Genomic DNA, 24,383 nt, shown 5'->3' with positions numbered 1-24,383 from the left:
AAGCGGATTTACTCTCACGCCATGAACATACCAGCCGCTGTCCTGCCGCCCCACGCCGAAATGGTTCGCGCCATGCTCGAGCGCGACACTGCCTATGAAGGCGTGTTCTTCACCGCCGTGAAAACCACCGGGATTTTTTGCCGCCCCAGTTGCACGGCGCGCAAGCCGAAACCGGAAAACGTCGAATTCTTCGCCCACGCCGACGAGTGCCTGTGCGCCGGTTACCGCGCCTGCCTGCGCTGCAAACCGCTGGACGCAGCAGCCATCGCCCCGGACTGGGTGCAGCGCCTGCTGAATGCGGTGGACGCCGATCCCGAACGGCGCTGGAGCGATGCGCAGTTGCTCGCCGAAGGCATCGAACCGCTGAAATTGCGGCGCTGGTTCAAGCAGCACTTCGGCATGACCTTCCACGCCTGGCTGCGCACACGACGCCTCGGCATGGCCCTGGGCGGAATCAGGCAAGGCACTTCGATCGATCACGCCGCTTTCGACTCCGGCTATGAATCGCTCAGTGGTTTTCGCGACGCATTTCAGAAGTCCTTCCACATCACCCCGGGCCGCGCGGCCAATAGTGAACCGTTGCTGTTCACTCGCCTGACCACGCCGCTGGGGCCGATGATCGCCATGGCCGAGCGCCGTGGGCTGGTGCTGCTGGAATTTCTCGACCGCCCGGCGCTGACCCGTGAAGTCGAAGCCCTGCAAAACCGTTACGGCTACGCGATTGCACCGGGGCATAACGCCCACTTGCAGCAGATCGAGGTGCAACTGGCGGATTATTTCGCCGGCAAACTCACTCGGTTCAACGTGCCGCTGCACCTGCCCGGCAGCGCGTTCGCCCGTGAGGTGTGGGCGGCGCTGTTGCAAATTCCCTATGGCCACACCAGCACGTACGGCGCCATCGCGGCAGGCCTGGGCAAACCCGGCGCCAGCCGTGCCGTCGGCTTGGCGAACGGGCACAATCGGCTGTCGATCGTGGTGCCATGCCACCGAGTGATCGGCGCCGACGGATCGCTGACCGGCTATGGCGGCGGACAACCGCGCAAGGCGTTCTTGCTCAGGCTGGAAAACGCCGCACTGCAAATGACTCAACAATTGGCTTTTTGAGCCATGCAATCCAACACGCAAGTAAGGATTTCGATGGGTATGTCCGAATCACCGCAACATGGCTGACATGTATGAGATGGCCAGCGCTTTTCTGGCCGCGATAGACACTGACTGGCAGCGCCATGTCAGCGCCGTCGGCCCGTGCCTGCATCAGCCACATCCGGCGCGCGATCCCTATGAATCGCTGGTCCGGGCGATTGCCTATCAGCAACTGCACGCCAAGGCCGGCGATGCGATCCTTGGGCGTTTGGTGGAGTTGTTTCCGGGGCAGGCGTTTCCGCGTCCGCAGCAGATTCTGGCTACCGAGGTCGAGCAACTGCGCGCTTGCGGATTTTCCGCCAGCAAGATCGCGACGATCCAAGGGATTGCCCAGGCGACGCTGGACGGCGTGGTGCCGGATTACCCGACTGCACGGGCGATGGGCGATGAAACCCTGATCGAACGCCTGACCAGCCTGCGCGGTGTCGGCCGCTGGACCGTGGAGATGCTGCTGATCTACAGCCTCGAACGCATGGACATTCTGCCGGCCGATGACTTCGGCGTGCGTGAGGGATATCGGCGCTTGAAGAGACTGGAGGTGCAGCCGACGCGCAAACAGATGATCGAGATTGGCCAGGCGTGGAGGCCTTATCGGACGGTGGCGGCCTGGTATCTGTGGCGCGTGGCCAAGGCTTAGACCGAGTTATCGTTTTTCGCGAGCAGGCTTGCTCCCACATCAATTGGAGGCGGCAGGTAGAACCCGGGAGTTGAAACTAAACGCGGTCGGCTCCCTTTCCCCCTCTCCTTGGGGAGAGGGCTGGGGTGAGGGGGAAATCGAACTGCCGCTGCAAATTTTCCGCCCTGAGAATCTCGAACAGCGCCTGCGCCGCCGCCGACAGTTCATTGCCCGGCTCGGTCAATACACCAATCGCGCGTTCGACAGAGTCATTCAAGGTCAGGCAATGCGCGCCCAGTTCGCGCATCTGCCCCGCGCACAATGCCGGCACCGCGCTGACCCCAAGCCCGCTGGCAACCATTCGCCCGACCGTCGCCAATTGATGACTTTCGAACTCCACCGGCAACTTCATTCCGCGCGCCTGCAAATGCTCTTCCAGCATCACCCGCACGGTCGATGGCCGCTGCAGGGTGATGAACGGTTCCTGCAGCAAGGTCTGCCAATCGATATCGGCGCGACCGGCCAGCGCTGAATCGGCCGGCACCACGGCGACAAAGCGATCGACATACAGCGGTGTGAATGTCATCGACGTGCTCTGCATCGGCTCGAACGCCACACCGAGTTCAACCTGACGATCGCGGACCATTTCCAGCACTTGTTCGTTGATCACGTCATTGACCGTGACGTTGACGTTCGGATAGCGCGCGCGAAAGCTCTTGAGAATCGGCGGCAGCAGATTGCCGGCAAACGACGGCATCGCCGCCAGCGTCACGCGTCCGCGCTGGAGGCTGAAACGCTGGCGCATCTCGTCTTCGGCGTTGTCCCAATCGGCGATCAAGCGGCGCGCCAGCGGCAGCAGGGACTCGCCTTCCGGGGTCAGCGCGACATTACGCGTGTTGCGGCTGAACAGGCGCCCGCCCAAGCCCTCTTCCAGCGCTTTGATGGTCAGGCTCAGCGCCGATTGCGACAAATGCAGACGCTCGCAGGCCACGGCGAAGCTCAGGCTATGGGCCACGGCGAGAAAGGCACGGATCTGTTTGATGGTCATGGTCGCTTTGCTCCAGTTGCGAGCGGCAAGCTTCAAGCTGCAAGCCGTGATGCGACGACTCCATGTAGGAGCTGCCGAAGGCTGCGATCTTTTGATCTTGAAAATCAACGGCAAAAGATCGCAGCCTTCGGCAGCTCCTACATCAGGTTGCCGAAACATTGATTATTGATGTTTATCAATCAATCAACCGCAAAAATCAACTTAACAAATATATCCCGCAGAGAGACACTCCAGTCATTCGGCTAGCCAGCCGCCCGCAAATAATAAAAGAGGTGCCTATGGCAGGTTTCGACAAGCGTGTGTATTCCTACGAGGAAGCGATGGCCGGGCTGGAAGACGGCATGACCGTCATCGCCGGCGGCTTTGGCCTGTGCGGCATCCCAGAAAACCTGATCGCCGAGATCAAGCGCAAGGGCACCCGTGACCTCACCGTGGTTTCCAACAACTGCGGCGTCGATGGGTTCGGCCTTGGCGTGCTGCTCACCGACCGCCAGATCAGCAAGGTCATCGCCTCTTACGTCGGCGAAAACAAGCTGTTCGAAGAACAACTGCTTAAGGGCGAGATCGAAGTCATCCTCACCCCGCAAGGCACCTTGGCCGAGAAGATGCGCGCAGGTGGCGCCGGCATTCCAGCGTTCTTCACCGCCACTGGCGTTGGCACCCCGGTCGCCGAAGGCAAGGAAGTGCGGGAATTCAAGGGTCGCAAGTACCTGATGGAAGAATCCATCACCGGCGACTTCGCCATCGTCAAAGGCTGGAAGGCCGACCATTTCGGTAACGTCGTTTACCGCCACACCGCGCAGAACTTCAACCCGCTGGCGGCCACCGCCGGCAAGATCACCGTGGTCGAAGTCGAAGAAATCGTCGAACCCGGCGAACTCGACCCGACGCAGATCCACACCCCGGGCATCTACGTCGACCGGGTCATTTGCGGCACGTTCGAAAAACGCATCGAACAGCGCACCATCCGCAAATAATTCAGGCCTACGGAGAACAACAACATGGCACTTACCCGCGAACAAATGGCTCAACGCGTCGCCCGCGAAATGCAGGACGGCTACTACGTCAACCTCGGCATCGGCATTCCGACCCTGGTCGCCAACTACATCCCCGAAGGCATGGAAGTCATGCTGCAATCGGAAAACGGCCTGCTCGGCATGGGCCCGTTCCCGACCGAAGAAACCATTGATGCCGACATGATCAACGCCGGCAAACAAACGGTGACGGCGCGGATCGGCGCGTCGATTTTCAACTCCGCCGAATCCTTCGCGATGATCCGTGGCGGCCATGTCGACCTGACCGTCCTTGGCGCCTTTGAAGTGGATGTTGAAGGCAACATCGCTTCGTGGATGATCCCCGGCAAACTGGTCAAGGGCATGGGCGGCGCGATGGATCTGGTGGCCGGCGCCGACAACATCATTGTCATCATGACCCACGCGTCCAAGGACGGTGAGTCCAAGCTGCTGGCCAAATGCAGCCTGCCGCTGACCGGTGCCGGCTGCATCAAGCGCGTGCTGACCGACCTCGCCTATCTGGAAATCGAAAATGGCGCTTTTGTCCTCAAGGAACGCGCACCTGGCGTCAGCGTTGAGGAAATCGTCGCCAAAACCGCTGGTAAACTGATCGTCCCGGATCATGTACCGGAAATGCAGTTCGCTGCCCAGTGAGGAATTCGCACATGCAAGACGTCGTCATTGTTGCCGCCACGCGTACCGCGATCGGCAGTTTTCAGGGCTCCCTGGCCAATGTGTCCGCAGTAGATCTGGGCGCGGCGGTGATCCGCCAGTTGCTCGAGCAGACCGGTCTCGACGGGGCGCAGGTCGATGAAGTGATCATGGGTCAGGTGCTGACCGCTGGCGCCGGGCAGAACCCGGCACGTCAGGCCGCGATCAAGGCTGGCCTGCCCCATGCCGTACCGGCCATGACCCTGAACAAGGTTTGCGGTTCGGGTCTCAAGGCCCTGCACCTGGGCGCGCAAGCGATCCGCTGCGGCGACGCCGAGGTGATCATCGCCGGCGGTCAGGAGAACATGAGCCTGTCCAACTACATCATGCCGGGCGCGCGCACCGGTCTGCGCATGGGCCACGCACAAATCGTCGACACCATGATCAGCGATGGCCTGTGGGATGCGTTCAACGATTACCACATGGGCATCACTGCCGAGAATCTGGTCGACAAGTACGAGATCAGCCGCGAACAGCAGGACGCCTTTGCTGCCGCGTCTCAGCAGAAAGCCGCCGCCGCGATCGAGGCCGGTCGCTTCGTTGATGAAATCACGCCGATCCTGATTCCCCAGCGCAAAGGCGATCCTGTCGCGTTCAAGGTCGACGAGCAGCCACGCGGCGATACCACCGCAGAATCTCTGGCGAAATTGCGTCCGGCGTTCAAAAAGGACGGCAGCGTCACCGCTGGCAACGCCTCGTCGCTGAACGACGGTGCCGCCGCTGTGATTCTGATGAGTGCCGAAAAAGCCAAAGCGCTGGGCCTGCCGGTGCTGGCCAGAATCGCTGCGTACGCCAACGCTGGCGTCGACCCGGCGATCATGGGCATCGGCCCGGTATCGGCCACCCGCCGTTGCCTCGACAAGGCCGGCTGGAATATCGACCAGCTCGATTTGATCGAAGCCAATGAAGCGTTCGCCGCGCAATCGCTGGCCCTGGCCAAGGACCTGCAATGGGACTTGAACAAGGTCAACGTCAACGGCGGCGCCATCGCCCTCGGTCATCCGATCGGCGCATCGGGCTGCCGCGTGCTGGTGACGCTGCTGCATGAAATGCTCAAACGCGATGCGAAAAAAGGTCTGGCGACCTTATGCATCGGTGGCGGTCAGGGTGTCGCGCTGGCGCTGGAACGCGTTTAACCACGACATCCGCGTTAGCCTGCTCAAAAGCCCCTCACCCTAGCCCTCTCCCAGAGGGAGAGGGAACTGATCGGGGAATGCGCAGGAGTGATGTCGGCTTGAACGAGCAGAGTTGAATCCATAATCGACTCGGTCATCCAGGTCGATGTCTGACGCAAGACACCTCGGTCGGCTCCCTCTCCCCCCGGGAGAGGGCTGGGGTGAGGGGAACTGGTGACTGCGTTGCATCGGGTTTCTTTTTGCCTGTCCCAAATCGGCGGTGAATGTTCTGGCCCTTTCGCGAGCAGGCTCGCTCCCACATTCTGCAACGCATTTCCCTGTGGGAGCGAGCCTGCTCGCGAAAGCGCTTGTTCAGGCGCCAACCACTCAAGGCTTGCGCAATAGATAGGTATCCATAATCCACCCATGCTCCGCCCGCGCCGCTTTGCGCACCCGTTCGATCTCATCGGCGACATCCGCCAGCCGGCCGCTGAGCAGTATCTCGTCCGGCGTGCCCAGGTAAGCGCCCCAGAAAATCTCGGTCTGCCGATCCGCCACCCGCTGGTACGAATCCTCGGCATCGAGCATCACCACCAGACTGTCCGATTCACTCACCTGCCCCGCCGCCAATCGCCGACCCGTGGTGATTTCCACCGAACGGCCAATCGTGTTCAACGGTATTTTGTGCTGCGCCGCCAGGGCCTGCACGCTGGTAATCCCCGGGATCACTTCGTATTCGAACTCACAGCGACCACCCGCCTGAATCGCCTGGAGGATGCGCAGTGTGCTGTCGTACAACGCCGGATCGCCCCAGACCAGAAAACCGCCGCACTCGCCGTCGGACAATTCTTCATTGATCAGGCGTTCGAAAGTCTGTTGCCTGGCGCGGTTCAGCGCATCGACACTTGCCGCGTAATCCACGTTGCCGCGCTCGCGCTCCGGACTGCTGGCTTCGACAAAGCGATAAGCGTGGTCGGTGATGTAGCGCTCGCAGATCTCCCGGCGCAGGTCGATCAGTGTCTGCTTGCTCTGGCCTTTATCCAGCAGAAAGAACACATCGACCCGATTCAGCGCTTTCACCGCTTGCATGGTGATGTAGTCCGGATTGCCGGCGCCAATGCCGATGACCAGCAGCTGTTTCATCAGAATTCCTCTTCAAGGGCCATGCCCGGCAAGCGTAGCCGCCAGAGGCCATTGAAGCGCAAGTCGATCATCGCCAGCGGTTCGATGTCGATTGCGTGGAACGCCGCGCCTTGCAGCACCTGCATCAGCGCTGCGCGCATGACGAAAGGATGAGTCACCGCCACGACATGCCCAGGCGTTGCAGCGATTGTGTCCAGCCACTTTGCCACCCGCTGCGTCAGTTGCCTGACTGATTCGCCGCCATGGGGTGCCGCTTCAGGATCGGCCAGCCAGGCCTGCAACGCGTCGGGTTCCCTGGCTTGCAATTCTTTGATCGACTGGCCGTGCCAGCGTCCCCAGTCGCAATCGCGCAGGGCTTGATCAATCTCTGCATCGGCACCAAACCATGCCGCCGTTTGCTGAGTTCTCAATTCCGGGGCGCAAATCAGCCGCCGTGTTACCGCCAATCGGGCCCTGAACGCGTCGGACCGAACAGCCAGATTTTCAACAGGCTCGTCCGTAGGAAAACGCGCCAGTTTCTGTGCGACGGTTCGCGCATGGCAAATCAGTGTCAAACGGCTACTTGGCACAAGCAGGTACTCGCTCGAATTATATGAAAGCAACGGCCACTAGCCGGGCTGCGGCGCATTGTGCCGTAAAACCGTGGTCCTCAGCGTAGCCCGGCCGCTGGCTGAACGCGCTCATTGGGCAATGTCTGACACCAGCGAGGGCAAAGGACTACAGAGCGTTGCAACTTCCACGTAAGCCTTGCTACACGGGCATCCTGCACACTTTTGGTGCTCGAAAAACCTGTACAAAAATTCGCTAGACATGTAACACCCATTACATAAATACTCGTTTAACGGATTGTGAAACGAATTCGACACCCCATCCAGCAGGAGCCCGGATGCCCCCTCTCAGAGACCTGATCACCGAGCCCGGCCTGGACTTGACGCCGTCAGAGCGCAAAGTCGTTCGCGCCCTGCTCGACCAGTACCCGCGCAATGGTCTCGGGCCTATGGCGCGGCTGGCCGAACATGCCGGTGTCAGCGATCCGACTATCGTGCGCTTGGTGAAAAAGCTCGGTTTCGGCGGTTATGCCGAATTCCAGGAAGCCCTGCTCAGCGACATGGATCATCGCCTGCGTTCACCGCGCACCTTGTTGCAGCCGCGCTCGCAGCAGAACAAGGACGATGCCTGGGCGCATTACCTGGCGGACAGCCAGCGTTTGCTGGTCGACACCCAAGCCCTGACCCAGCCTGAGGACGTGCGCATCCTCGTGGAATGGCTGCTCGACAGCCGCCATCAGGTCTACTGTTTCGGTGGCCGCTTCAGCATTCTGCTGGCCAATTACCTGCTCAACCACCTGCGTCTGCTGCGCCCCGGCTGCTTCGCCCTGGAAGACAACGCCCTGTTGCCCGACCGTTTATACGATCTGCAACGTCAGGACGTGGTGCTGGTGTTCGACTACCGGCGCTATCAGACCCAAGCTTTGCGCGTTGCGCAGGCGGCGAAAAACAACAACGCGCGAGTGGTGTTGTTCACCGATGTCTACGCCTCGCCGCTGCGCGAACTGGCCGACCTGATCATCAGCGCGCCGGTCGAATCGGCATCGCCGTTCGACACCATGGTACCGGCGCTGGCGCAGGTCGAGGCGTTGATCGCCTGCCTGACCTTGCGCGTGCCAGACCCGGCCGATCGCCTGGAAGGCATCGATGCCCTGCGCAACGACTTTGCGACTCACCTGCTGGAGGACAAATAAGGATGTTCAGCCTTCCCCACCGCTCGCCTCGGGACCTGCCGTTTGCGACCGACCACACCGCTTTGCTGCTGGTGGACATGCAGCGCGCCTGGCTCGAACCGCAATTCGACCCGCACCTGAGCGAGCCGGATGCCGAGTATTTTCTCCAGCGCACGCGCAAGCAGGTGGTGCCCAATCAACAACGTCTGCTTGGCGCCTTTCGCCAGGCGCAGCAGAACGTGCTGCACACGATTATCGAAAGCCTGACCGCCGACGGTCGCGACCGCTCGCTGGATCACAAGCTGTCGGACATGCATCTGCCCAAGGGCAGCGCTCAGGCTCAGGTCATCGCTGAGCTGACCCCGGCCGAGAACGAAATCGTGCTGCCGAAGACCTCCTCCGGGGTGTTCAATTCAACCAACATTGATTACGTGCTGCGCAATCTGCAAACCCGCCATCTGATCATCGCCGGCATTGTCACCGACCAATGCGTGGACATGGCCGTGCGCGATGCCGCCGACCGTGGCTATCTGGTCACGCTGGTGGAGGACGCCTGCGCCACTTACACAGCTGAACGCCACCACGCCTGTCTCAACGCGATCAAGGGTTATTGCTGGATCACCGACACTGAAACCGTGCTCGGCCGTTTGCAGGAGATGCAGCCATGAGCCCGCGCCTGACGCCTTTACCGATGACCACGCTGGTGACAACCGACCTGATCGGCATCACCCGTGGCCGCTCGTTTCCCAGCGATGAGCTGGAGCATTACCAGGCGGCGGGTTGCGGTTGGGTACCGGCCAACAGCGCGTTGACGCCGCAGGACATCATCGCCTCGAGCAATCCGTGGGGCGCGTACGGCGACCTGCGGCTGATTCCCGATCTGAGCAGCCGCGTCACTGTCGGCAGCGGCCCGGACGCCAATGCACCGGTGCTGGATTTCATTCACGCCGACATTCGTGAGACCGACGGCCAGGCATGGGGCGCCTGCCCACGCACATTGCTGCGCGATGAAATCGAGCGCTATCACGATGAGCTGGGGTTACAGGTCAACGCCGCCTTCGAACATGAATTCAACCTGCACGCAGGCATTGCCGAACACGCGGCGTTCTCTCTCGAAGCGCAGCGCCAAGGCGCCGAATTCGGCGGCTGGCTGCTCAGCGCCCTGCGCGCTGGCGGGGTCGAGCCGGAAATGTTCCTGCCGGAATACGGCAAGCACCAATACGAAATCACCTGCCGCCCGACCCTTGGCGTGGCGGCGGCGGATCGCGCGGTCAACGTGCGGGAAATCACTCGGGAAATCGCCCGGCAGATGGGCCTGGATCTGAGTTTTGCGCCGAAGACTGCCGCCGAAGCGGTGTGCAACGGTGTCCATCTGCACGTCAGCCTGCTCGATGTGGCCGGTCAGCCGATGCTCTACGACGCCGGCACCAGCAACGGCCTATCGAGCATCGGTCAGCACTGGGCTGCCGGAGTCCTGCATTTTCTACCGGCGCTGTGCGCGTTCACCGCGCCGACGCCGCTGTCGTACCAGCGTTTGCAGCCGCACCACTGGAGCGCGTCGTATGCGTGTCTGGGGCAGCAGAACCGTGAAGCGGCGCTGCGCATCTGCCCGACCGTGACCTTGGGCGGCAAGTCCGCCGCGCAGCAGTTCAACCTGGAATTCCGCGCCATGGACGCTACCGCCTCGCCGCATCTTGCCATGGCTGCGCTACTGATTGCCGGGCGGCTGGGCATCGAACAGCGTCTGGCGCTGAACGCGGTTACCGATGAAATTCCCGATTCACTCAACGACGAGCAACGCAAGGCCCGGGGCATCGTCGCCCTGCCCGCCTCGCTGGCGCAGGCGCTGGATTGCCTGCGCGACAGTGCAGCCTTCAACGAATGGCTGCCCAAGCCGTTGCTCGACACTTATTACGCCCTGAAAACCGAGGAACTGGCGCTGACGGAACAGCTCTCGCCCGCTGACCTGTGTGAGCACTATGCACGCCTGTACTGAATCCGCCGAGCTTGGGTTGTACACCCGCCCGGTCTACAACCTGAGCCGCGAGGACTCGACGAACCCGTTGATCCTCGTGTGCGAACACGCCAGTCGCTACATTCCCGAAGCCCTGAACAATCTGGGCCTGGACGAGGCGGCCGCACGCGAACATATCGCTTGGGACATCGGCGCGCTGCAACTGGCCGAACAGTTATCGGAACAGCTCGGCGCCACGTTGCTCAGCGCCAATTACTCACGGCTGCTGATCGACCTCAACCGCCCGCGACATGCCCCGGACAGCATTCCACTGCAAAGCGAGATCTACCAGATCCCCGGCAATCGCGAGCTCGACGAAGCGGCCCGCGAGTATCGCCGCCAGACCCTGTTCAAACCGTTTCATGCGCGCTTGCAGACTTTGATCGACGAGCGCATCGCCCGAGGCCAAGCGGTGCGTGTGGTCGGCATTCACAGTTTTACCCCGGTGTATTACGGCCAGCCGCGACCGCTTGAAGTCGGCGTGCTGTTCGGCCAGGCCAGAGACTATGCCGAGCGCCTGCTTGACGGCCTCCAAGCGCATCCACTGAAAGTCGCGGGCAACCAGCCGTACAAAATTGACCCGCTGGGCGATATGACCGTGCCCGTGCACGGTGATGCCAGGGGCCTTGAGGCGGTGCTGATCGAGGTGCGCAATGATCTGCTGCGCAGCCCCGAAGCGGTTTCGCGCTGGGCAGGTTACCTCGCACCTTTGCTGTAAACGATGGACCGATAAAACATAAACCGACCGATGGCTGACAAGGAGTTGCGCTTCATGGAAATTGAAGAATTCGGCTACAAGCAAGAGTTGAAACGTAGCCTGACGCTCACCGATCTGGTGGTGTACGGGATGATCTTCATGATCCCCATCGCCCCGTTCGGGGTGTATGGCTACGTCAACGCCGAAGCACCGGGGATGGTGCCGCTGGCGTACATCATCGGCATGGTGGCGATGCTGTTCACCGCGCTGAGTTACGGCAGCATGGCCAAGGCCTTTCCGGTTGCCGGCTCCGTATATTCCTACGCCCAGCGCGGCCTCAATCAACATGTCGGTTTCATCGCTGGCTGGCTGATGCTGCTCGACTATCTGCTGATTCCGCCGCTGCTGTACCTGTATTCGGCGATGGCGCTCAATCATTTGTACCCGGACATTCCCAAGGTCGGCTTCATCCTGGCGTTTCTGGTCAGCGCGACGTTCGTCAACCTGCGCGGCATCACCTTCACCGCGCGGATGAACATGCTGTTCCTGCTGGCACAACTGGTGGTGCTGGGCATCTTCCTGTTCTACGCCTGGAACGCCCTGCACAACGGTGGCGGTAACGGTGAGCTGACGCTGGCGCCGCTGTATCACCCGGAAACCTTCAACTTCGCCCTGCTGATGCAAGCCGTGTCGATCGCCGTGCTGTCGTTCCTCGGCTTCGACGCGATCTCCACCCTCGCCGAAGAAATCAAGGAAGATCCGGGCCGCAGTGTCGGCAAGGCAGCGCTGATCACTCTAGCGGTGATGGGCACGATTTTCGTCGTACAAACGTGGATTGCCACCGATCTGGCAGCGGGCATGGGCTTCAAGTCCGCCGACACCGCGTTCTATGAAATCGCTGAAATCGCCGCCGGCAGCTGGCTGGCGACCCTGACCGCCGTCGCCACGGCGCTGGCCTGGGGCGTCGCGGTGGCGATCACCTCGCAGGCCGCCGTCTCGCGTCTGCTGTTCGGCATGGCCCGCGACGGCAAGCTGCCGAAGGTGCTGGCCAGGGTCCACCCGAAACACAACACGCCGTACCTGAGCATTTATCTGGTAGCGGTATTGTCACTGCTGATCTGCTACCTGTTCATCGACGCGGTCGACATTCTCACTTCGCTTATCAACTTCGGCGCCCTCAGCGGTTTCATGCTGCTGCACCTGACGGTGATCAACCACTACTGGCGTCGGCAGAAGTCGGGACAGGTTGTGCGCCATCTGCTCTGCCCGGTGATCGGCTTCATCATCGTCGCCGCCATCATGTACAACATGGGCGTCGATGCACAGAAACTCGGCCTGATCTGGATTGCCCTGGGCCTGGTGTACCTGTTCTTCCTCAACAAGCTCGGCGCCAGCACAGCGCTGCCAGACCCGAGCAAAGGCTGACAAGAAAAAGAGCGGCGTCTGACAACAAATCAGGCGACCGCCGATTCAACGCGTGGAAACCGACAGTGATAGTCAGGTTCGGCGAACGGGCCGAACCTTTTGATACAGGAGTACATCCATGCTGGTCTTACGCCCAGTCGAGCAGAATGATCTGCCCCAGCTACAGCGCCTGGCTCGCGAGAGCCTGATCGGCGTGACCTCGCTGCCGGATGACAGCGAGCACCTGCGCGAAAAAATCGCCGCGTCGTGCGCGTCCTTCGATAGCGCCGCCGCAGCGCAGGGGCCGGAGAACTATTTCTTCGTGCTCGAAGATCTCGAACGCCGGCAATTGGTCGGCTGCTCGGAAATCCTTGCCACCGCCGGCTTCAAGGAGCCGTTCTACAGCCTGCGCAACCGCCATTTCACCAGCGCTTCGCGGGAGTTGAACATCGAGCACGGCGTGCCGGCGTTGTCGTTGTGCCATGACCTTAGCGGGCATACCTTGCTGCGCGGATTCCACATTGACTCCGCGCTGGTGCGCACGCCGTTTTCCGAACTACTGTCGCGAGCGCGCCTGCTGTTTATTGCTGCGCATGCACAGCGGTTCTCCGAGGCGGTGATTACCGAGATCGTCGGCTACAGCGACGAGCAGGGTCACTCGCCGTTCTGGGATGCGCTGGGCAAGCACTTCTTCGACCTCCCCTACGCGGAAGCCGAGCGTCTGTGCGGGTTACAGAGCCGCACGTTCCTTGCCGAACTGATGCCGCAATACCCGATCTACGTGCCGATGCTGCCGCAAGCGGCCCAGGATTGTATCGGGCGCGTGCACCCGGACGGCCAGGAAGCGTTCGACATCCTTGAGCGGGAAGGCTTCGAAACCAACAGCTACATCGACCTGTTCGACGCCGGACCGACGCTGTATGCGCGTACCGCGAACATTCGCTCGATCGCTGACAGCCAGACCGCCAGCGTACGCCAACAAGCATCGACCGACGCCCGTGGCCGTTACCTGCTGAGCAACGACGCCCTGCATGACTACCGCGCGATGGTCACCGAACTCGACTATCACCCCGGTCAGCCGCTGCCCCTGACACCCGCCATCTGTGCGGCGCTTAAGGTCAGCGATGGCAGTTCGATACGGCTGGTCGCTCTGTGAGCCGCGTTAGCCATCCGCGCCTGAATCGGTACGCCAAAGGAGTTGGAGCATGATTGTCCGTCCGGTAAAAGTCAGTGATCTGCCTGCGTTGATGACCCTCGTCGAACAGGCAGGGCCAGGTTTCACCACCCTTCCTGCCAACGAGGACCGCCTCGCACATCGAGTGCGTTGGGCACAGCGCGCATTCGCCGAACAGGTGGAACGCGCCGATGCCGATTACCTGTTCGTACTCGAGGATGATGAGCAGCGCGTGGTCGGTGTCAGCGCGATGGCCGGCGCCGTTGGCTTGCGCGAGCCCTGGTACAACTACCGGCTCGGGGTGACTGTCAGTTCGGCACCGGACCTGGGCATTCAACGACAGATTCCGACGTTGTTCCTCAACAACGAACTGACCGGCCAATCGGAGCTGTGCTCGCTGTTCCTGCGCCATGACCAGCGCAGCGGCAGCAATGGCCGCCTGTTGTCGCTGGGTCGTCTGTTGTTCGTCGCCGAATTCCCGCATCTGTTTGGCGAGAAGATGATCGCCGAACTGCGCGGCAGTGCCGATGAAAACGGTTGCTCGCCGTTCTGGGACAGCCTCGGCCGGCACTTTTTCCAGATGGATTTCACCCACGCCGATCACTTGTCCGGCCTGGGCAACAAAGCCTTTATCGCCGAGCTGATGCCGCGCCAGCCGCTGTACACCTGCCTGCTCACCGAACAGGCGCAGGCGGCGATCGGCCAGACTCACCCGAACACCCAGCCGGCGTTGAAGATTCTTCAAGCCGAGGGTTTCACGCACAAAGGCTATATCGACATTTTCGACGGTGGCCCGGTCATCGAAGCGCCGATCCGCAGCATCCGCACGGTACGCGACAGCCTCGAACTGACCCTGAGCCTCGGCACCCCGGATGAGCAGGCACCGCTGTGGCTGATTCACAACCGCCGCCTGGAAAACTGCCGCATCACCGTGGCCCGCGGTCGACTGGTGGGCAACAGCCTGGTGGTCGACCGACTCACCGCCAAACGCCTGCAATTGCAGCCGGGCAATTCGGTGCGCGCGGTGCTCCTGCCCCATCAACAGCAACATGCCGTGGCGGCCTGATATTTCCGGCACGGGAGATTAAACCTTTCAGCCGCCAGTCCTGCCGCGCAAATTCGTCATGATTCTTGACCCATTCGCGTGATAGCCTTTTCATTCTTCGGCGTTGACACCTTTGCTCAAGCCTTTCCATTCCTTATGTATTGGTGGAACTCGTATGACCAGGCTTTCCCATCAAGATTTGCGCCGCAATTTCCGTCAGTTGCTGGCCTCCGACACCTGCTACCACACGGCTTCGGTGTTCGACCCGATGTCCGCCCGCATCGCCGCTGACCTGGGTTTTGAAGTAGGTATCCTCGGCGGTTCCGTGGCCTCGCTGCAGGTGCTCGGCGCACCGGACTTCGCCCTGATCACCCTCAGCGAATTCGCCGAACAGGCCACGCGCATCGGTCGCGTCGCCCAATTGCCAGTGATCGCAGACGCCGACCACGGCTACGGCAATGCCCTCAACGTGATGCGCACCATCGTCGAACTGGAACGCGCCGGCGTCGCTGCACTGACCATCGAAGATACCCTGCTGCCCGCGCAATTCGGGCGCAAATCCACCGACCTGATCACCGTGGCCGAAGGCGTCGGCAAGATCCGCGCGGCGCTGGAAGCCCGGGTCGACACGGAAATGGCCATCATCGCCCGCACCAATGCCGGCATTCTGCCGAACCAGGAAATCATCAGCCGCACCCGCCAATATCAAGCGGCGGGCGCTGACGGTATCTGCATGGTCGGCGTGCAGGACTTCGATCAACTGGAACAGATCGCCGAGCACCTGACCGTGCCGCTGATGCTGGTCACCTACGGCAACCCGGCCCTGCGCGACGACAAACGCCTCGCCGAACTGGGCGTGCGTGTGACCATCGACGGCCACGGCGCCTACTTCGCCGCGATCAAGGCCACCTACGACAGCCTGCGTGAACAGCGGCAGATCTTCACCCAGGCCGCCGATTTGAGCGCGACCGAATTGACCCACACCTACACCCAGCCGGAGGAATACATTCTCTGGGCCAAGGAATACATGAGCGTCAAGGAGTGATGCATACGCTGTACCGGCCCCTTCGCGAGCAGGCTCGCTCCCACAGTTGAAATGCGCTCCCCTGTGGGAGCGAGCCTGCTCGCGAAAGCGACAGCCGCGACACCGCTAAACCGGCGTCTTGTAAGCCTCTTCCCGCTGCGCCGCCCGCGCCTGAATCACATTCAGAATCGCACAGCCCTCGCGCATCAGCAGATGAACCGCGCTGGTCACCTGCGTCAGATCACAATCGGAAATGCCCTTGAGGTTAAGGCTGGCAAAGGTGTCGGCCAGATCACGCACGACCACAAACCGGTTCATCGCACAGGCGGCCATGTCGCTGAGTTCAGTGTGAGTATTGATGAAGAGCACCGGCGATTCGGCGTCGTAGGTGTCGATGGGGAGGTAGTGCGACATTACTTGGTCGGTCATAGAGTTCACTCCAGAAAGGTCAGGTTCTGAATTCGACCGGCCAAGATCGTCGCAGAGTTATCTGCGAACGGAGACTATAAAAGTCGCGCCCAACGGCCGCAACCAGAGCTTCTGTCGGACTTTTCGGTATTTTTTGTGCGCCGTCCTCGACTTCCACACTTCCCACAAAAGCCCCTCACCCTAGCCCTCTCCCAGAGGGAGAGGGGACTGATTGGGGGATGCTCTGGATCTACGCCGACGTGAGAGATCGCGTTGAATGCGAATTTGAATTCAACTTGATCTGGCGGTTGCCACATGGACCACAAACAACGCGGTCAGTCCCCTCTCCCTCCGGGAGAGGGTTAGGGTGAGGGGCCGATTTCTCTGGCACTCCGCCCGGCCTCGTCACACCGCAAACCCCATCACCGCGGCTTCGCCAACTCCATTATCATCCGCGACAACAAATAGATCCGCGGCGCCACGCTCGCCACTTCGGCGTATTCCTCAGGCGTGTGAATATTGCCGCCGACGATCCCGAAGCCATCCAGCGTCGGCGTGCCAACGCCTGCGGACAGACTGGCATCCGCCGCGCCACCACTGCCCTCCTCGGTCAGCTTGCGGCCAATTTCGCCGTAAATTCCCTGGGCCATGGCCATCAGCCGATCCGACTCGGCCGTTTGTGGCATCGGCGGTAAACCGCGCTGCAAGGACGTTTTCACTTCGGTATCGGCAATCAACTTGTCCTGCGAGACCCGCGCCAGATCCTTCTCGATGCGATCAAATTCCTCCGGCACTGCCGCACGCACATCCGCCTTGGCCGTGGCCTGATCCGGAATCACGTTGGTGCGATCGCCGGCCTTGAGCACGGTGAAGTTGATGGTGGTTTTCTTCGCCTCATCGCCGAGTTTGCCCAGCTGGAGAATCTGGTGCGCCGCTTCCATCGCTGCATTGCGGCCCAATTCCGGCGCAACGCCAGCGTGGGCGGCTTTGCCTTTGACTTCAACCAGCGCCGTCGCACTGCCCTTGCGCCACACTACCAGACCATCGGCCGGACGGCCCGGTTCGAGGTTGAGGGTGACGTCGTGCTGTTTGGCGGTTTTCTTGATCAGGTCGGTGGCGACATCCGAGCCGGTTTCTTCGCTGGCGTCGAGCAGGAAAGTGATCTGCGCGTAGTCTTTGAAGTCGAGGTTCTTCAGCACTTTAAGCGCGTAGATGCCGGCGACGATGCCGCCCTTGTCGTCCATCACCCCCGGCCCGTAGGCACGGCCGTCCTTGATATGGAATGGCCGTTCGGCCGCCGAGCCTTCCTTGAACACCGTGTCCATGTGCGCCATCAGCAGGATCTTCGCCTTGCCGGTGCCTTTGAGCGTGGCCAGCACGTGGTTGGATTTTTCCGGGGTGTTCGGCACCAGTTCGATAGTTGCGCCGAGTTTTTTCAGCTCATCGATGGCGATCTCGCTGACCTGTTTCAGGCCCGGTTCATAACCGGAACCGGAGTCGATATTGACCAGCCGTTCCAGTAACTTCAGGGCTTCGGGCTGATACTGCTCGGCATCGGCGAGCACTTGTTTATGTGGTTCGGCGGCGTTTGCGGCCGAGAATGCGAGGGACAGACCGAGGCTGGCAGCCAGCAGTGAGCGGGGAAATGAGAACGTCATGAAGCAGTCCTTGTTTCGTGTCGGGGGACTTCAACCGTAACCGACATCGGCGCGAGGCTCTATAGCGGATGCGACACTTGCCCGACTGACACCGAACAAACTGTAGGAGCTGCCGAAGGCTGCGATCTTTTGATTTTGATCGTTCCCACGCGCAGCAAAGGAATGCAGGCCGGGACGCAGAGCGTCCCAAAAGATCGCAGCCTTCGGCAGCTCCTACATGGGATCTCCGATCACTCGTCAAACCGAATCCAGCAGCGCCTGCCTCGGTTTGTTGTCGCTGTTGCAGATCACCCGGTTGCGCCCACTCGCCTTGGCTTCGTACAACGCCTGGTCGGCTTCATCCAGCCAACGCGTGGCATCGGCATGGCTCGGGTCGTAGGCGGCCAGGCCAATGCTCAGACTGACCTTCAGCGCAGGGTTCTGCTCATAGCCCATCACGGCGAAACGCTCGCGCAAGGCCTCCATCGCCTGAGCTGCGTTGAACAGCGGCAGTTCCGGCAGGATCACGCAGAACTCATCCCCGCCATAGCGCCCGGCCACGTCCGTAGCGAGCAGATTGTGTTTGAGCAGTTTGCTCAACTGGCGCAGGACGATATCGCCAGCGACGTGGCCATAGGTGTCATTGATCGCTTTGAAATGGTCGATATCGATCAAGGCAATCGCCGCGCCCTGCTGCTGGCGTTTGCAGCGCTGGAACGCGAGGTTCAGTTGATCCTTCCATGCGCCGTGATTGAGCAGGCCGGTCAGGCTGTCGGTGCGACTCAGCGCCAACAGCTCGCGCTTGTGCCGACCGAGGGTCGAGGCCTGACGAAAGCAGATCCAGCCCAGCGCCAGCGGATACAGCAACAGCAACGGCAAACAGGCGTACAGCTGCAGCGGCGTTGTTGGCGGAATGAACGCCGGCGCAAACACCACCAGCCCCACGCCGATGCCCAATAGCTGCGCCGCCGACCCGGCGAGCAAAAAACGCCCACCGCCAATGGCGACGTTGTTCATTGCCATCATCGAAATCGTGGTTGCGCTGGGCAGCGGATTGAACTGCATGGCAGCGACCCAGAAGCCGCCCATGAACGCATCGATCAGCAAGTTGCGGTGTTCGGCGCGAAACGGCACGCTCGCACGGCGCGCCCATTGAAAGGCCAGATGCGGCCAGACCAGGCCGTTGAACAGCATCAAACCCCACACCCACAGCGGCGGATCGAGCGCATGCATCGCCACGCTGACACACATCAGCCCGAGCAGCAGCCCGAACACCCGCGACCTGTACAGCCTCCTGGCCAGTGAAAGTCCCTTTCCCCGCGTATTTCCCATAAGGGCCTCGACCGCGCGATGCGATGGTTACACCCCGACACGGATGTGTTCGGAGTCTATCAGGGCACGGTTAAATAGCCATCACCGGCCAGCGGCCTGAATAGAGCGCCATCAGCGCCGCACACATGGCCAGGAGTTGGCTATAAATGAAACAGGGGAAATGGAAAAACAACTATAAAAAAGGGGGCACATGCATACCTACGCTGTGTTGATCATCGGCAGCGGTTTCGGCGGCCAGTGCGCGGCGGTCAACCTGCTCAAGGCCGGGATCGACGATTTTCGCATTCTGGAAAGACGCGACTTCTTCGGCGGCACCTGGTGCCAGAACACCTACCCCGGCGCAGCGGTAGACGTGCCGTCGCCGCTGTATTCGCTGTCATTCGCGCCCTACCGCTGGTCGCAGATGTTTGCCGAACAGGCAGAACTGCAGCGCTACACCGAACAGGTAATCGAGCAGTTCGGTTTGCGCGAGCGCGTGGAACTGGGGGCCGATGTCGAGCGCGTCGAATGGGACGAAGCGGAAAAATACTGGACGGTGCACACCCGCGCCAAAGCCATCTTTCACACGCAGTTTTTGATCAACGCTTCCGGGCCGTTGAGTCAGCCGGTCATCCCGCACTTTCCCGGGATGGATCGCTTTCAAGGCAAGACTTTTCATACAAATAACTGGGATCACAGCTACGACTATCGCGGTAAACGCGTGGCGATCGTCGGCAGTGGTGCCAGCGCCGCGCAGGTGATCCCGGCGATTGCGCCACAAGTCGAACAGCTGCATGTGTTCCAACGCACGCCGCATTGGGTGCTGCCGCGTGCCGATCGCAAATTCGGCCATTTCCAGCGCTGGCTGCTTGGCCTGAAACCGGCATACAAACTGCTGCGCTGGCTGATCTACTGGCAATTCGAAACCCGGGTGATCGCTTTCAAATACTCGAAACCGGCGATTCATCTGGTCCAGCGACATGCGCTGCGGTTCCTCAAGCGTCAGGTTCCAGACCCGCTGCTGCGGCAGAAACTCACCCCGGACTTCACCATCGGCTGCAAACGCGTTTTGGTGTCCAGCACGTACTACCCGGCGCTGAGCCGCGCCAACGTCACGTTGCACAGTCGCGAGCACGGCATCGCTTCGATCGACGAAAGCGGGATCAATACCGTGGGCGGCGAGCATCTCGAAGTTGATCTGATCGTCTGGTCCACCGGTTACGACGCCACCGACGGGGTAATTTCCTACCCGGTCAGCGGCAAAAACGCGGTGCAACTCAGAGATGTCTGGGCCGAATACCCGCGCGCCTACCTTGGCACCAGCCTGCCGGATTTCCCCAACCTGTTTATCGTCACCGGGCCGAACACCGGCATTGGCCACACTTCGGCGCTGTTCATCATCGAATCGCAGATGAACTACATCCTCGACTGCATCCGCACCGTACGGGCCAAAGGCCTGCGCAGCATCGAAGTGCGCCGTGACGCAGAACGTACCTACACTGCAATGATCCACCGGGAAATGCAGCGCACGGTGTGGAAGTCCGGTGGTTGCCACAGTTGGTACCAGAGCAAGAGCGGTCATGTGATCGCCATGTTTCCCGGCTTCAGTTTCAGCTATCACCTGCTGACCCGGGCGCTGAAACCGGCCGACCATATTTTGTCCTGAATACGTAAAAGGAAGACGTCGATGCTTTTGCTGTTTGTCGCACTCGCGGTTTTCGTGGCCTGGAGCTGGCTGAGTTATCCGGCGGTTGGCCATTGGCTGTACGACCTGGCCATGGCCAGCGAGGCCAGGTTGTACAAATTGCACAAGATCGAAGTGCCGATCGCCGAGATGACCGTGTCGACCTGGCAAGGCGGGCCGTACGAGGCGTCCAGCGCGATCCTGATGCTGCACGGCTTCAGCGCCGACAAAAACCTCTGGCTGCGCTGCGCCCGGCACTTCGTGCGCCAGTATCGGGTGATCATTCCGGATCTGGCCGGCCACGGTGAGACTGGCTTCAAGGCTGGCGGCGGTTATGACATCGCGGTTCAGGCCAAACGCATGATTCAACTGCTCGACGTCTGCGGCGTGGAGAAAGTCCATGTGATCGGCAACTCCATGGGCGGCTATATCGCTGCGTGGCTGGCGGCGACCTATCCCGAGCGGATCGCCTCGCTGGCCTTGATCGACCCGGCCGGCGTCACCGCACCGGAGCCGAGCGACATGGAGCGCCATCTGGCGCGCGGGCACAATCCGTTCCTGATCAACTCGCGCGAAGAGTTTCAGCGCTTTTATGCAATGACCATGGAGTCGCCGCCGTGGGTGCCGAAGCTGGTGCTGGACGCCGTCGCCCAGCGCTATGAGCAACAGCGCGATGAACTCGAAGAAATCTTCCGCGACTTCCACTCCAGCCCGCCGATGGAGCCGAAACTGGCCGAGATCAAATGCCCGGCGCTGTTGCTGTGGGGGCGCAAGGATCGCCTGATCGACGTCAGCAGCGTGCCGGTGTGGAGCAAAGGCATCGCCAATCTCGAAGTGGATGTGTGGGATCACGTCGGGCACATGCCGATGGTCGAACAGCCGGGAAATACCGCGCGGCTGTACGGGGAATTTCTGGAACGACAGAGATGAACATCCTTTACGACGAACGCCTCGACGGTCCGTTGCCCGAGGTGAACAAGGGCGAATTGCTCAAGGCTCTGCAACACGCCCTGCCGGACCTGGACATCCTCTGGCGCGAGGATGAACTCAAACCCTACGAATGCGACGGCCTCTCCGCCTACCGCACCACGCCGATGCTGGTGGCCCTGCCCCGGCGTCTGGAGCAAGTGCAAACCCTGCTGAAACTCTGCCATCAGAACAACGTGCCCGTGGTCGCGCGGGGTGCCGGTACGGGATTGTCCGGCGGCGCGCTGCCACTGGAAAAGGGCCTGTTGCTGGTGATGGCGCGGTTCAACAGCATCCTGCACATCGACCCCGCTGCACGTATCGCGCGGGTTCAGCCGGGGGTGCGCAATCTTGCTATCTCCCAGGCGGCGGCCCCATTCGGCCTGTATTACGCGCCGGATCCGTCATCGCAGATCGCCTGTTCGATCGGCGGTAACGTCGCGGAAAACGCTGGCGGCGTGCATTGCCTCAAGTACGGCCTGACCGTGCATAACGTGCTGAAAATCGAAGTGCTGACCATCGAGGGCGAACGTCTGACGCTGGGCTCCGAGGCGCTCGATTCAGCCGGTTTCGACCTGCTCGCCTTGTTCACCGGCTCCGAAGGCCTGCTGGGGATCATCACCGAAGTCACGGTGAAGTTGTTGCCCAAGCCGCAAGTCGCCAAGGTCCTGCTCGGCGGTTTCGATTCAGTGGAAAAGGCCGGCCGCGCGGTTGCCGCAATCATCGCTGCCGGGATCATTCCGGGTGGTCTGGAAATGATGGACAACCTGGCCATTCGCGCCGCCGAAGACTTTATCCACGCCGGTTACCCGGTCGACGCCGAGGCGATTCTGTTGTGCGAACTCGACGGCGTCGAAGCCGACGTGCACGACGATTGCCAGCGCGTACGGGAAGTCATGACAGCGGCCGGCGCCACTGAAGTGCGCCAGGCCCAGGACGAGGCCGAGCGTGTGCGTTTCTGGGCCGGGCGCAAAAACGCGTTTCCGGCGATCGGCCGGTTGTCGCCGGATTATTACTGCATGGACGGCACCATCCCGCGCCGCGAATTGCCCGCGGTGCTGCAAGGCATCTCGCGCCTGGGCGAGGAATATGGCTTGCGCGTGGCCAACGTGTTCCATGCCGGCGACGGCAACATGCATCCGCTGATTCTGTTCGACGCCAACCAGCCGGGGGAGCTGCATCGCGCCGAGGCACTGGGAGGCAAGATCCTCGAACTGTGCGTGAAAGTCGGCGGCAGCATCACCGGCGAGCACGGCGTCGGCCGCGAAAAAATCAATCAGATGTGCGCGCAGTTCAACAGCGACGAGTTACTGCTGTTTCATGCGGTGAAAGCCGCGTTCGATCCGCAGGGCCTGCTCAATCCCGGCAAGAACATTCCGACCCTGCATCGCTGCGCCGAATTCGGCGCGATGCACATTCACGCCGGGCAACTGCCCTTCCCCGAGCTGGAGCGATTCTGATGGCTGATTTCGATGCCGCCAACGCCCTGCTCGATCAGGTCGACGCCGCGCGGGCCAATGCCACGCCGCTGAAGATTCAGGGCGGCAACAGCAAGGCGTTTCTCGGTCGCGAGGTGGCCGGCGAAGTGCTCGACACCCGTGCTCATCGCGGCATCGTTCAGTACGACCCGACCGAACTGGTGGTCACGGTGCGCGCCGGCACGCCGTTGTCCGAGCTGCTCGCGGCGCTGGATGACGCCGGGCAAATGTTGCCCTGCGAACCGCCATCCTTTGCCGACAGCGCCACGGTCGGCGGCATGATCGCCGCAGGGTTGTCCGGGCCACGCCGGCCGTGGTCCGGCTCGGTACGCGACTTCGTTCTCGGCACGCGGGTGATCACCGGCCTCGGTCAACATCTGCGCTTCGGTGGCGAAGTGATGAAAAACGTCGCCGGCTATGACCTGTCGCGGCTGATGGCCGGCAGTTTCGGTTGCCTCGGCGTGCTAACCGAAGTGTCGCTGAAAGTCCTGCCGAAACCGCGCCAGTGCCTGAGCATTCGCCTCGATATCGACTGCGTCCGGGCCTTGAGCAAACTTGCCGAATGGGGCCAGCAACCGCTGCCGATTAGTGCTGCGTGCCACGATGGCCAGAGCCTGTACCTGCGTCTGGAAGGTGGCGAAGGTTCGGTGACGGCGGCGCATCAACGCCTCGGCGGCGAGCCGCTGGACTCGGTTTTCTGGCGCGACCTCAACGAACAGCGCCTGAGTTTTTTCGACGAAGGCTTGCCGCTGTGGCGTCTGTCATTGCCGAACAATCTCGGCCCGCTCGAGCTGCCCGGCGAGCAACTGATCGACTGGGCCGGCGCGCAACGCTGGGTGAAATCCGAGAGCACTGAGATTCATGCCCTCGCCCAGTCGTTCGGCGGCCACGCGACATGCTTCACCCACGGCGCCACGGGTTCGCCGTTTCAACCCTTGGCGCCGACCCTGCTGCGTTACCACCGGCAACTCAAGGCGCAACTCGACCCGCAAGGGCTGTTCAACCCCGGGCGAATGTACGCGGAGGTCTAGC

Annotated in this window: 23 protein-coding genes; 17 read left to right on the top strand and 6 right to left on the bottom strand. The window is 61.4% G+C overall.

Annotated features, from left to right (window positions below; translation table 11 throughout):
• Positions 1 to 21: 21 nt before the first annotated feature.
• Positions 22 to 1,104 carry a trifunctional transcriptional activator/DNA repair protein Ada/methylated-DNA--[protein]-cysteine S-methyltransferase gene (locus PspCFBP13508_RS25520; RefSeq protein WP_137216120.1) on the top strand — a complete coding sequence of 361 codons (1,083 nt, stop codon included), beginning with the start codon at positions 22 to 24 and terminating at the stop codon, positions 1,102 to 1,104.
• A gap of 58 nt (positions 1,105 to 1,162) precedes the next feature.
• On the top strand, positions 1,163 to 1,780 hold the full coding sequence (locus PspCFBP13508_RS25515; protein WP_137216119.1) for a DNA-3-methyladenine glycosylase: 618 nt from the start codon (positions 1,163 to 1,165) through the stop codon (positions 1,778 to 1,780).
• A gap of 76 nt (positions 1,781 to 1,856) precedes the next feature.
• On the opposite strand, the gene PspCFBP13508_RS25510 is transcribed toward PspCFBP13508_RS25515, so the two are convergent.
• Positions 1,857 to 2,807, bottom strand: coding sequence for a LysR family transcriptional regulator (locus PspCFBP13508_RS25510; RefSeq protein WP_137216118.1), 951 nt, complete (start codon positions 2,805 to 2,807; stop codon positions 1,857 to 1,859).
• Between the two features lie 278 nt (positions 2,808 to 3,085).
• On the opposite strand from PspCFBP13508_RS25510, the gene PspCFBP13508_RS25500 reads away from it, so the two are divergent.
• The 3 genes from PspCFBP13508_RS25500 to PspCFBP13508_RS25490 are packed head-to-tail and all read left to right on the top strand — an operon-like array spanning position 3,086 to position 5,667.
• Positions 3,086 to 3,784, top strand: a complete 699-nt coding sequence (locus PspCFBP13508_RS25500) for a CoA transferase subunit A (protein ID WP_016774135.1) — start codon at positions 3,086 to 3,088, stop codon at positions 3,782 to 3,784.
• Between the two features lie 24 nt (positions 3,785 to 3,808).
• Positions 3,809 to 4,474 carry a CoA transferase subunit B gene (locus PspCFBP13508_RS25495; protein WP_016774134.1) on the top strand — a complete coding sequence of 222 codons (666 nt, stop codon included), beginning with the start codon at positions 3,809 to 3,811 and terminating at the stop codon, positions 4,472 to 4,474.
• Positions 4,475 to 4,485: 11 nt separating this feature from the next.
• Entirely contained in the window at positions 4,486 to 5,667 is a 1,182-nt protein-coding gene (locus PspCFBP13508_RS25490) for an acetyl-CoA C-acetyltransferase (protein ID WP_137216117.1), read from the top strand.
• Between the two features lie 366 nt (positions 5,668 to 6,033).
• On the opposite strand, the gene cobF is transcribed toward PspCFBP13508_RS25490, so the two are convergent.
• Together cobF and PspCFBP13508_RS25480 are read right to left on the bottom strand one after the other, a co-directional pair.
• Positions 6,034 to 6,789: a precorrin-6A synthase (deacetylating) gene (gene cobF / locus PspCFBP13508_RS25485; protein ID WP_137216116.1), complete on the bottom strand. Its 756-nt coding sequence runs from the start codon at positions 6,787 to 6,789 to the stop codon at positions 6,034 to 6,036.
• Positions 6,789 to 7,358, bottom strand: a complete 570-nt coding sequence (locus tag PspCFBP13508_RS25480; RefSeq protein WP_137216115.1) for a histidine phosphatase family protein — start codon at positions 7,356 to 7,358, stop codon at positions 6,789 to 6,791. Before PspCFBP13508_RS25480 ends, cobF begins: the two co-directional genes overlap by 1 nt.
• Positions 7,359 to 7,675: 317 nt before the next feature.
• Here PspCFBP13508_RS25480 and PspCFBP13508_RS25475 point away from each other — a divergent pair, with 317 nt between their 5' ends.
• The 8 genes from PspCFBP13508_RS25475 (at position 7,676) to PspCFBP13508_RS25440 (ending at position 15,888) form a co-directional block, all read left to right on the top strand.
• Positions 7,676 to 8,530: a MurR/RpiR family transcriptional regulator gene (locus PspCFBP13508_RS25475; RefSeq protein ID WP_130911635.1), complete on the top strand. Its 855-nt coding sequence runs from the start codon at positions 7,676 to 7,678 to the stop codon at positions 8,528 to 8,530.
• Between the two features lie 2 nt (positions 8,531 to 8,532).
• Entirely contained in the window at positions 8,533 to 9,177 is a 645-nt protein-coding gene (locus PspCFBP13508_RS25470; protein WP_137216114.1) for an isochorismatase family cysteine hydrolase, read from the top strand.
• A complete protein-coding gene (locus PspCFBP13508_RS25465) occupies positions 9,174 to 10,505 on the top strand; it encodes a glutamine synthetase (RefSeq protein ID WP_137216113.1) in 1,332 nt (443 codons plus the stop codon). The genes PspCFBP13508_RS25470 and PspCFBP13508_RS25465 overlap by 4 nt, the downstream gene beginning before the upstream one ends.
• The gene (locus PspCFBP13508_RS25460; protein ID WP_130911638.1) at positions 10,489 to 11,241 is read left to right on the top strand and encodes an N-formylglutamate amidohydrolase; all 753 of its coding nucleotides are present in this window, start codon (positions 10,489 to 10,491) and stop codon (positions 11,239 to 11,241) included. The genes PspCFBP13508_RS25465 and PspCFBP13508_RS25460 overlap by 17 nt, the downstream gene beginning before the upstream one ends.
• A 54-nt stretch (positions 11,242 to 11,295) precedes the next feature.
• Positions 11,296 to 12,645 (top strand): APC family permease, encoded by a 1,350-nt coding sequence (locus PspCFBP13508_RS25455; protein WP_137216112.1) that lies wholly within the window; start codon positions 11,296 to 11,298, stop codon positions 12,643 to 12,645.
• A 118-nt stretch (positions 12,646 to 12,763) separates the two neighbouring features.
• On the top strand, positions 12,764 to 13,780 hold the full coding sequence (locus PspCFBP13508_RS25450; RefSeq protein ID WP_137216111.1) for an arginine N-succinyltransferase: 1,017 nt from the start codon (positions 12,764 to 12,766) through the stop codon (positions 13,778 to 13,780).
• Positions 13,781 to 13,829: 49 nt separating this feature from the next.
• Positions 13,830 to 14,864, top strand: a complete 1,035-nt coding sequence (astA, locus tag PspCFBP13508_RS25445) for an arginine N-succinyltransferase (protein WP_137216110.1) — start codon at positions 13,830 to 13,832, stop codon at positions 14,862 to 14,864.
• A 154-nt stretch (positions 14,865 to 15,018) separates the two neighbouring features.
• Positions 15,019 to 15,888, top strand: a complete 870-nt coding sequence (locus tag PspCFBP13508_RS25440; RefSeq protein ID WP_024012471.1) for an oxaloacetate decarboxylase — start codon at positions 15,019 to 15,021, stop codon at positions 15,886 to 15,888.
• A gap of 105 nt (positions 15,889 to 15,993) precedes the next feature.
• Here the strand turns inward: PspCFBP13508_RS25440 and PspCFBP13508_RS25435 are convergent, their stop codons facing one another.
• The 3 genes from PspCFBP13508_RS25435 to PspCFBP13508_RS25425 all read right to left on the bottom strand — a co-directional run bounded on the left by PspCFBP13508_RS25435 (position 15,994) and on the right by PspCFBP13508_RS25425 (position 19,244).
• Complete coding sequence (locus PspCFBP13508_RS25435) at positions 15,994 to 16,296, bottom strand: hypothetical protein (protein WP_137216109.1); 303 nt, start codon at positions 16,294 to 16,296, stop codon at positions 15,994 to 15,996.
• A gap of 401 nt (positions 16,297 to 16,697) precedes the next feature.
• A complete protein-coding gene (locus PspCFBP13508_RS25430) occupies positions 16,698 to 17,933 on the bottom strand; it encodes a M20/M25/M40 family metallo-hydrolase (protein ID WP_130911643.1) in 1,236 nt (411 codons plus the stop codon).
• A gap of 237 nt (positions 17,934 to 18,170) precedes the next feature.
• Positions 18,171 to 19,244 carry a diguanylate cyclase gene (locus PspCFBP13508_RS25425; protein WP_137216108.1) on the bottom strand — a complete coding sequence of 358 codons (1,074 nt, stop codon included), beginning with the start codon at positions 19,242 to 19,244 and terminating at the stop codon, positions 18,171 to 18,173.
• Between the two features lie 190 nt (positions 19,245 to 19,434).
• Between PspCFBP13508_RS25425 and PspCFBP13508_RS25420 the strand changes: the two genes are divergently transcribed.
• Genes PspCFBP13508_RS25420 through glcE form a run of 4 tightly spaced genes read left to right on the top strand, consistent with a single transcriptional unit; the run spans position 19,435 to position 24,382 of the window.
• Positions 19,435 to 20,889 (top strand): NAD(P)/FAD-dependent oxidoreductase, encoded by a 1,455-nt coding sequence (locus tag PspCFBP13508_RS25420; RefSeq protein WP_137216107.1) that lies wholly within the window; start codon positions 19,435 to 19,437, stop codon positions 20,887 to 20,889.
• Positions 20,890 to 20,910: 21 nt separating this feature from the next.
• Entirely contained in the window at positions 20,911 to 21,837 is a 927-nt protein-coding gene (locus PspCFBP13508_RS25415; protein WP_137216106.1) for an alpha/beta fold hydrolase, read from the top strand.
• On the top strand, positions 21,834 to 23,333 hold the full coding sequence (gene glcD, locus PspCFBP13508_RS25410; RefSeq protein ID WP_137216105.1) for a glycolate oxidase subunit GlcD: 1,500 nt from the start codon (positions 21,834 to 21,836) through the stop codon (positions 23,331 to 23,333). Before PspCFBP13508_RS25415 ends, glcD begins: the two co-directional genes overlap by 4 nt.
• Entirely contained in the window at positions 23,333 to 24,382 is a 1,050-nt protein-coding gene (glcE, locus tag PspCFBP13508_RS25405) for a glycolate oxidase subunit GlcE (protein ID WP_137216104.1), read from the top strand. The genes glcD and glcE overlap by 1 nt, the downstream gene beginning before the upstream one ends.
• The last annotated feature ends 1 nt before the right edge of the window (position 24,383 follow it).

It is taken from the genome of Pseudomonas sp. CFBP13508, assembly GCF_005233515.1.
GTDB lineage: Bacteria > Pseudomonadota > Gammaproteobacteria > Pseudomonadales > Pseudomonadaceae > Aquipseudomonas > Aquipseudomonas mercuritolerans.
This window is presented reverse-complemented; position numbering and strand designations above follow the sequence as displayed.

Excerpts from the sequence above, each read along its gene's own strand:
- PspCFBP13508_RS25520 (WP_137216120.1), top strand. The coding sequence starts at position 22 with ATGAACATACCAGCCGCTGTCCTGCCGCCCCACGCCGAAATGGTTCGC.
- PspCFBP13508_RS25515 (WP_137216119.1), top strand. The coding sequence starts at position 1,163 with ATGGCTGACATGTATGAGATGGCCAGCGCTTTTCTGGCCGCGATAGAC.
- PspCFBP13508_RS25510 (WP_137216118.1), bottom strand. The coding sequence starts at position 2,807 with ATGACCATCAAACAGATCCGTGCCTTTCTCGCCGTGGCCCATAGCCTG.
- PspCFBP13508_RS25500 (WP_016774135.1), top strand. The coding sequence starts at position 3,086 with ATGGCAGGTTTCGACAAGCGTGTGTATTCCTACGAGGAAGCGATGGCC.
- PspCFBP13508_RS25495 (WP_016774134.1), top strand. The coding sequence starts at position 3,809 with ATGGCACTTACCCGCGAACAAATGGCTCAACGCGTCGCCCGCGAAATG.
- PspCFBP13508_RS25490 (WP_137216117.1), top strand. The coding sequence starts at position 4,486 with ATGCAAGACGTCGTCATTGTTGCCGCCACGCGTACCGCGATCGGCAGT.
- cobF (WP_137216116.1), bottom strand. The coding sequence starts at position 6,789 with ATGAAACAGCTGCTGGTCATCGGCATTGGCGCCGGCAATCCGGACTAC.
- PspCFBP13508_RS25475 (WP_130911635.1), top strand. The coding sequence starts at position 7,676 with ATGCCCCCTCTCAGAGACCTGATCACCGAGCCCGGCCTGGACTTGACG.
- PspCFBP13508_RS25470 (WP_137216114.1), top strand. The coding sequence starts at position 8,533 with ATGTTCAGCCTTCCCCACCGCTCGCCTCGGGACCTGCCGTTTGCGACC.
- PspCFBP13508_RS25465 (WP_137216113.1), top strand. The coding sequence starts at position 9,174 with ATGAGCCCGCGCCTGACGCCTTTACCGATGACCACGCTGGTGACAACC.
- PspCFBP13508_RS25460 (WP_130911638.1), top strand. The coding sequence starts at position 10,489 with ATGCACGCCTGTACTGAATCCGCCGAGCTTGGGTTGTACACCCGCCCG.
- PspCFBP13508_RS25455 (WP_137216112.1), top strand. The coding sequence starts at position 11,296 with ATGGAAATTGAAGAATTCGGCTACAAGCAAGAGTTGAAACGTAGCCTG.
- PspCFBP13508_RS25450 (WP_137216111.1), top strand. The coding sequence starts at position 12,764 with ATGCTGGTCTTACGCCCAGTCGAGCAGAATGATCTGCCCCAGCTACAG.
- astA (WP_137216110.1), top strand. The coding sequence starts at position 13,830 with ATGATTGTCCGTCCGGTAAAAGTCAGTGATCTGCCTGCGTTGATGACC.
- PspCFBP13508_RS25440 (WP_024012471.1), top strand. The coding sequence starts at position 15,019 with ATGACCAGGCTTTCCCATCAAGATTTGCGCCGCAATTTCCGTCAGTTG.
- PspCFBP13508_RS25435 (WP_137216109.1), bottom strand. The coding sequence starts at position 16,296 with ATGACCGACCAAGTAATGTCGCACTACCTCCCCATCGACACCTACGAC.
- PspCFBP13508_RS25430 (WP_130911643.1), bottom strand. The coding sequence starts at position 17,933 with ATGACGTTCTCATTTCCCCGCTCACTGCTGGCTGCCAGCCTCGGTCTG.
- PspCFBP13508_RS25425 (WP_137216108.1), bottom strand. The coding sequence starts at position 19,244 with ATGGGAAATACGCGGGGAAAGGGACTTTCACTGGCCAGGAGGCTGTAC.
- PspCFBP13508_RS25420 (WP_137216107.1), top strand. The coding sequence starts at position 19,435 with ATGCATACCTACGCTGTGTTGATCATCGGCAGCGGTTTCGGCGGCCAG.
- PspCFBP13508_RS25415 (WP_137216106.1), top strand. The coding sequence starts at position 20,911 with ATGCTTTTGCTGTTTGTCGCACTCGCGGTTTTCGTGGCCTGGAGCTGG.
- glcD (WP_137216105.1), top strand. The coding sequence starts at position 21,834 with ATGAACATCCTTTACGACGAACGCCTCGACGGTCCGTTGCCCGAGGTG.
- glcE (WP_137216104.1), top strand. The coding sequence starts at position 23,333 with ATGGCTGATTTCGATGCCGCCAACGCCCTGCTCGATCAGGTCGACGCC.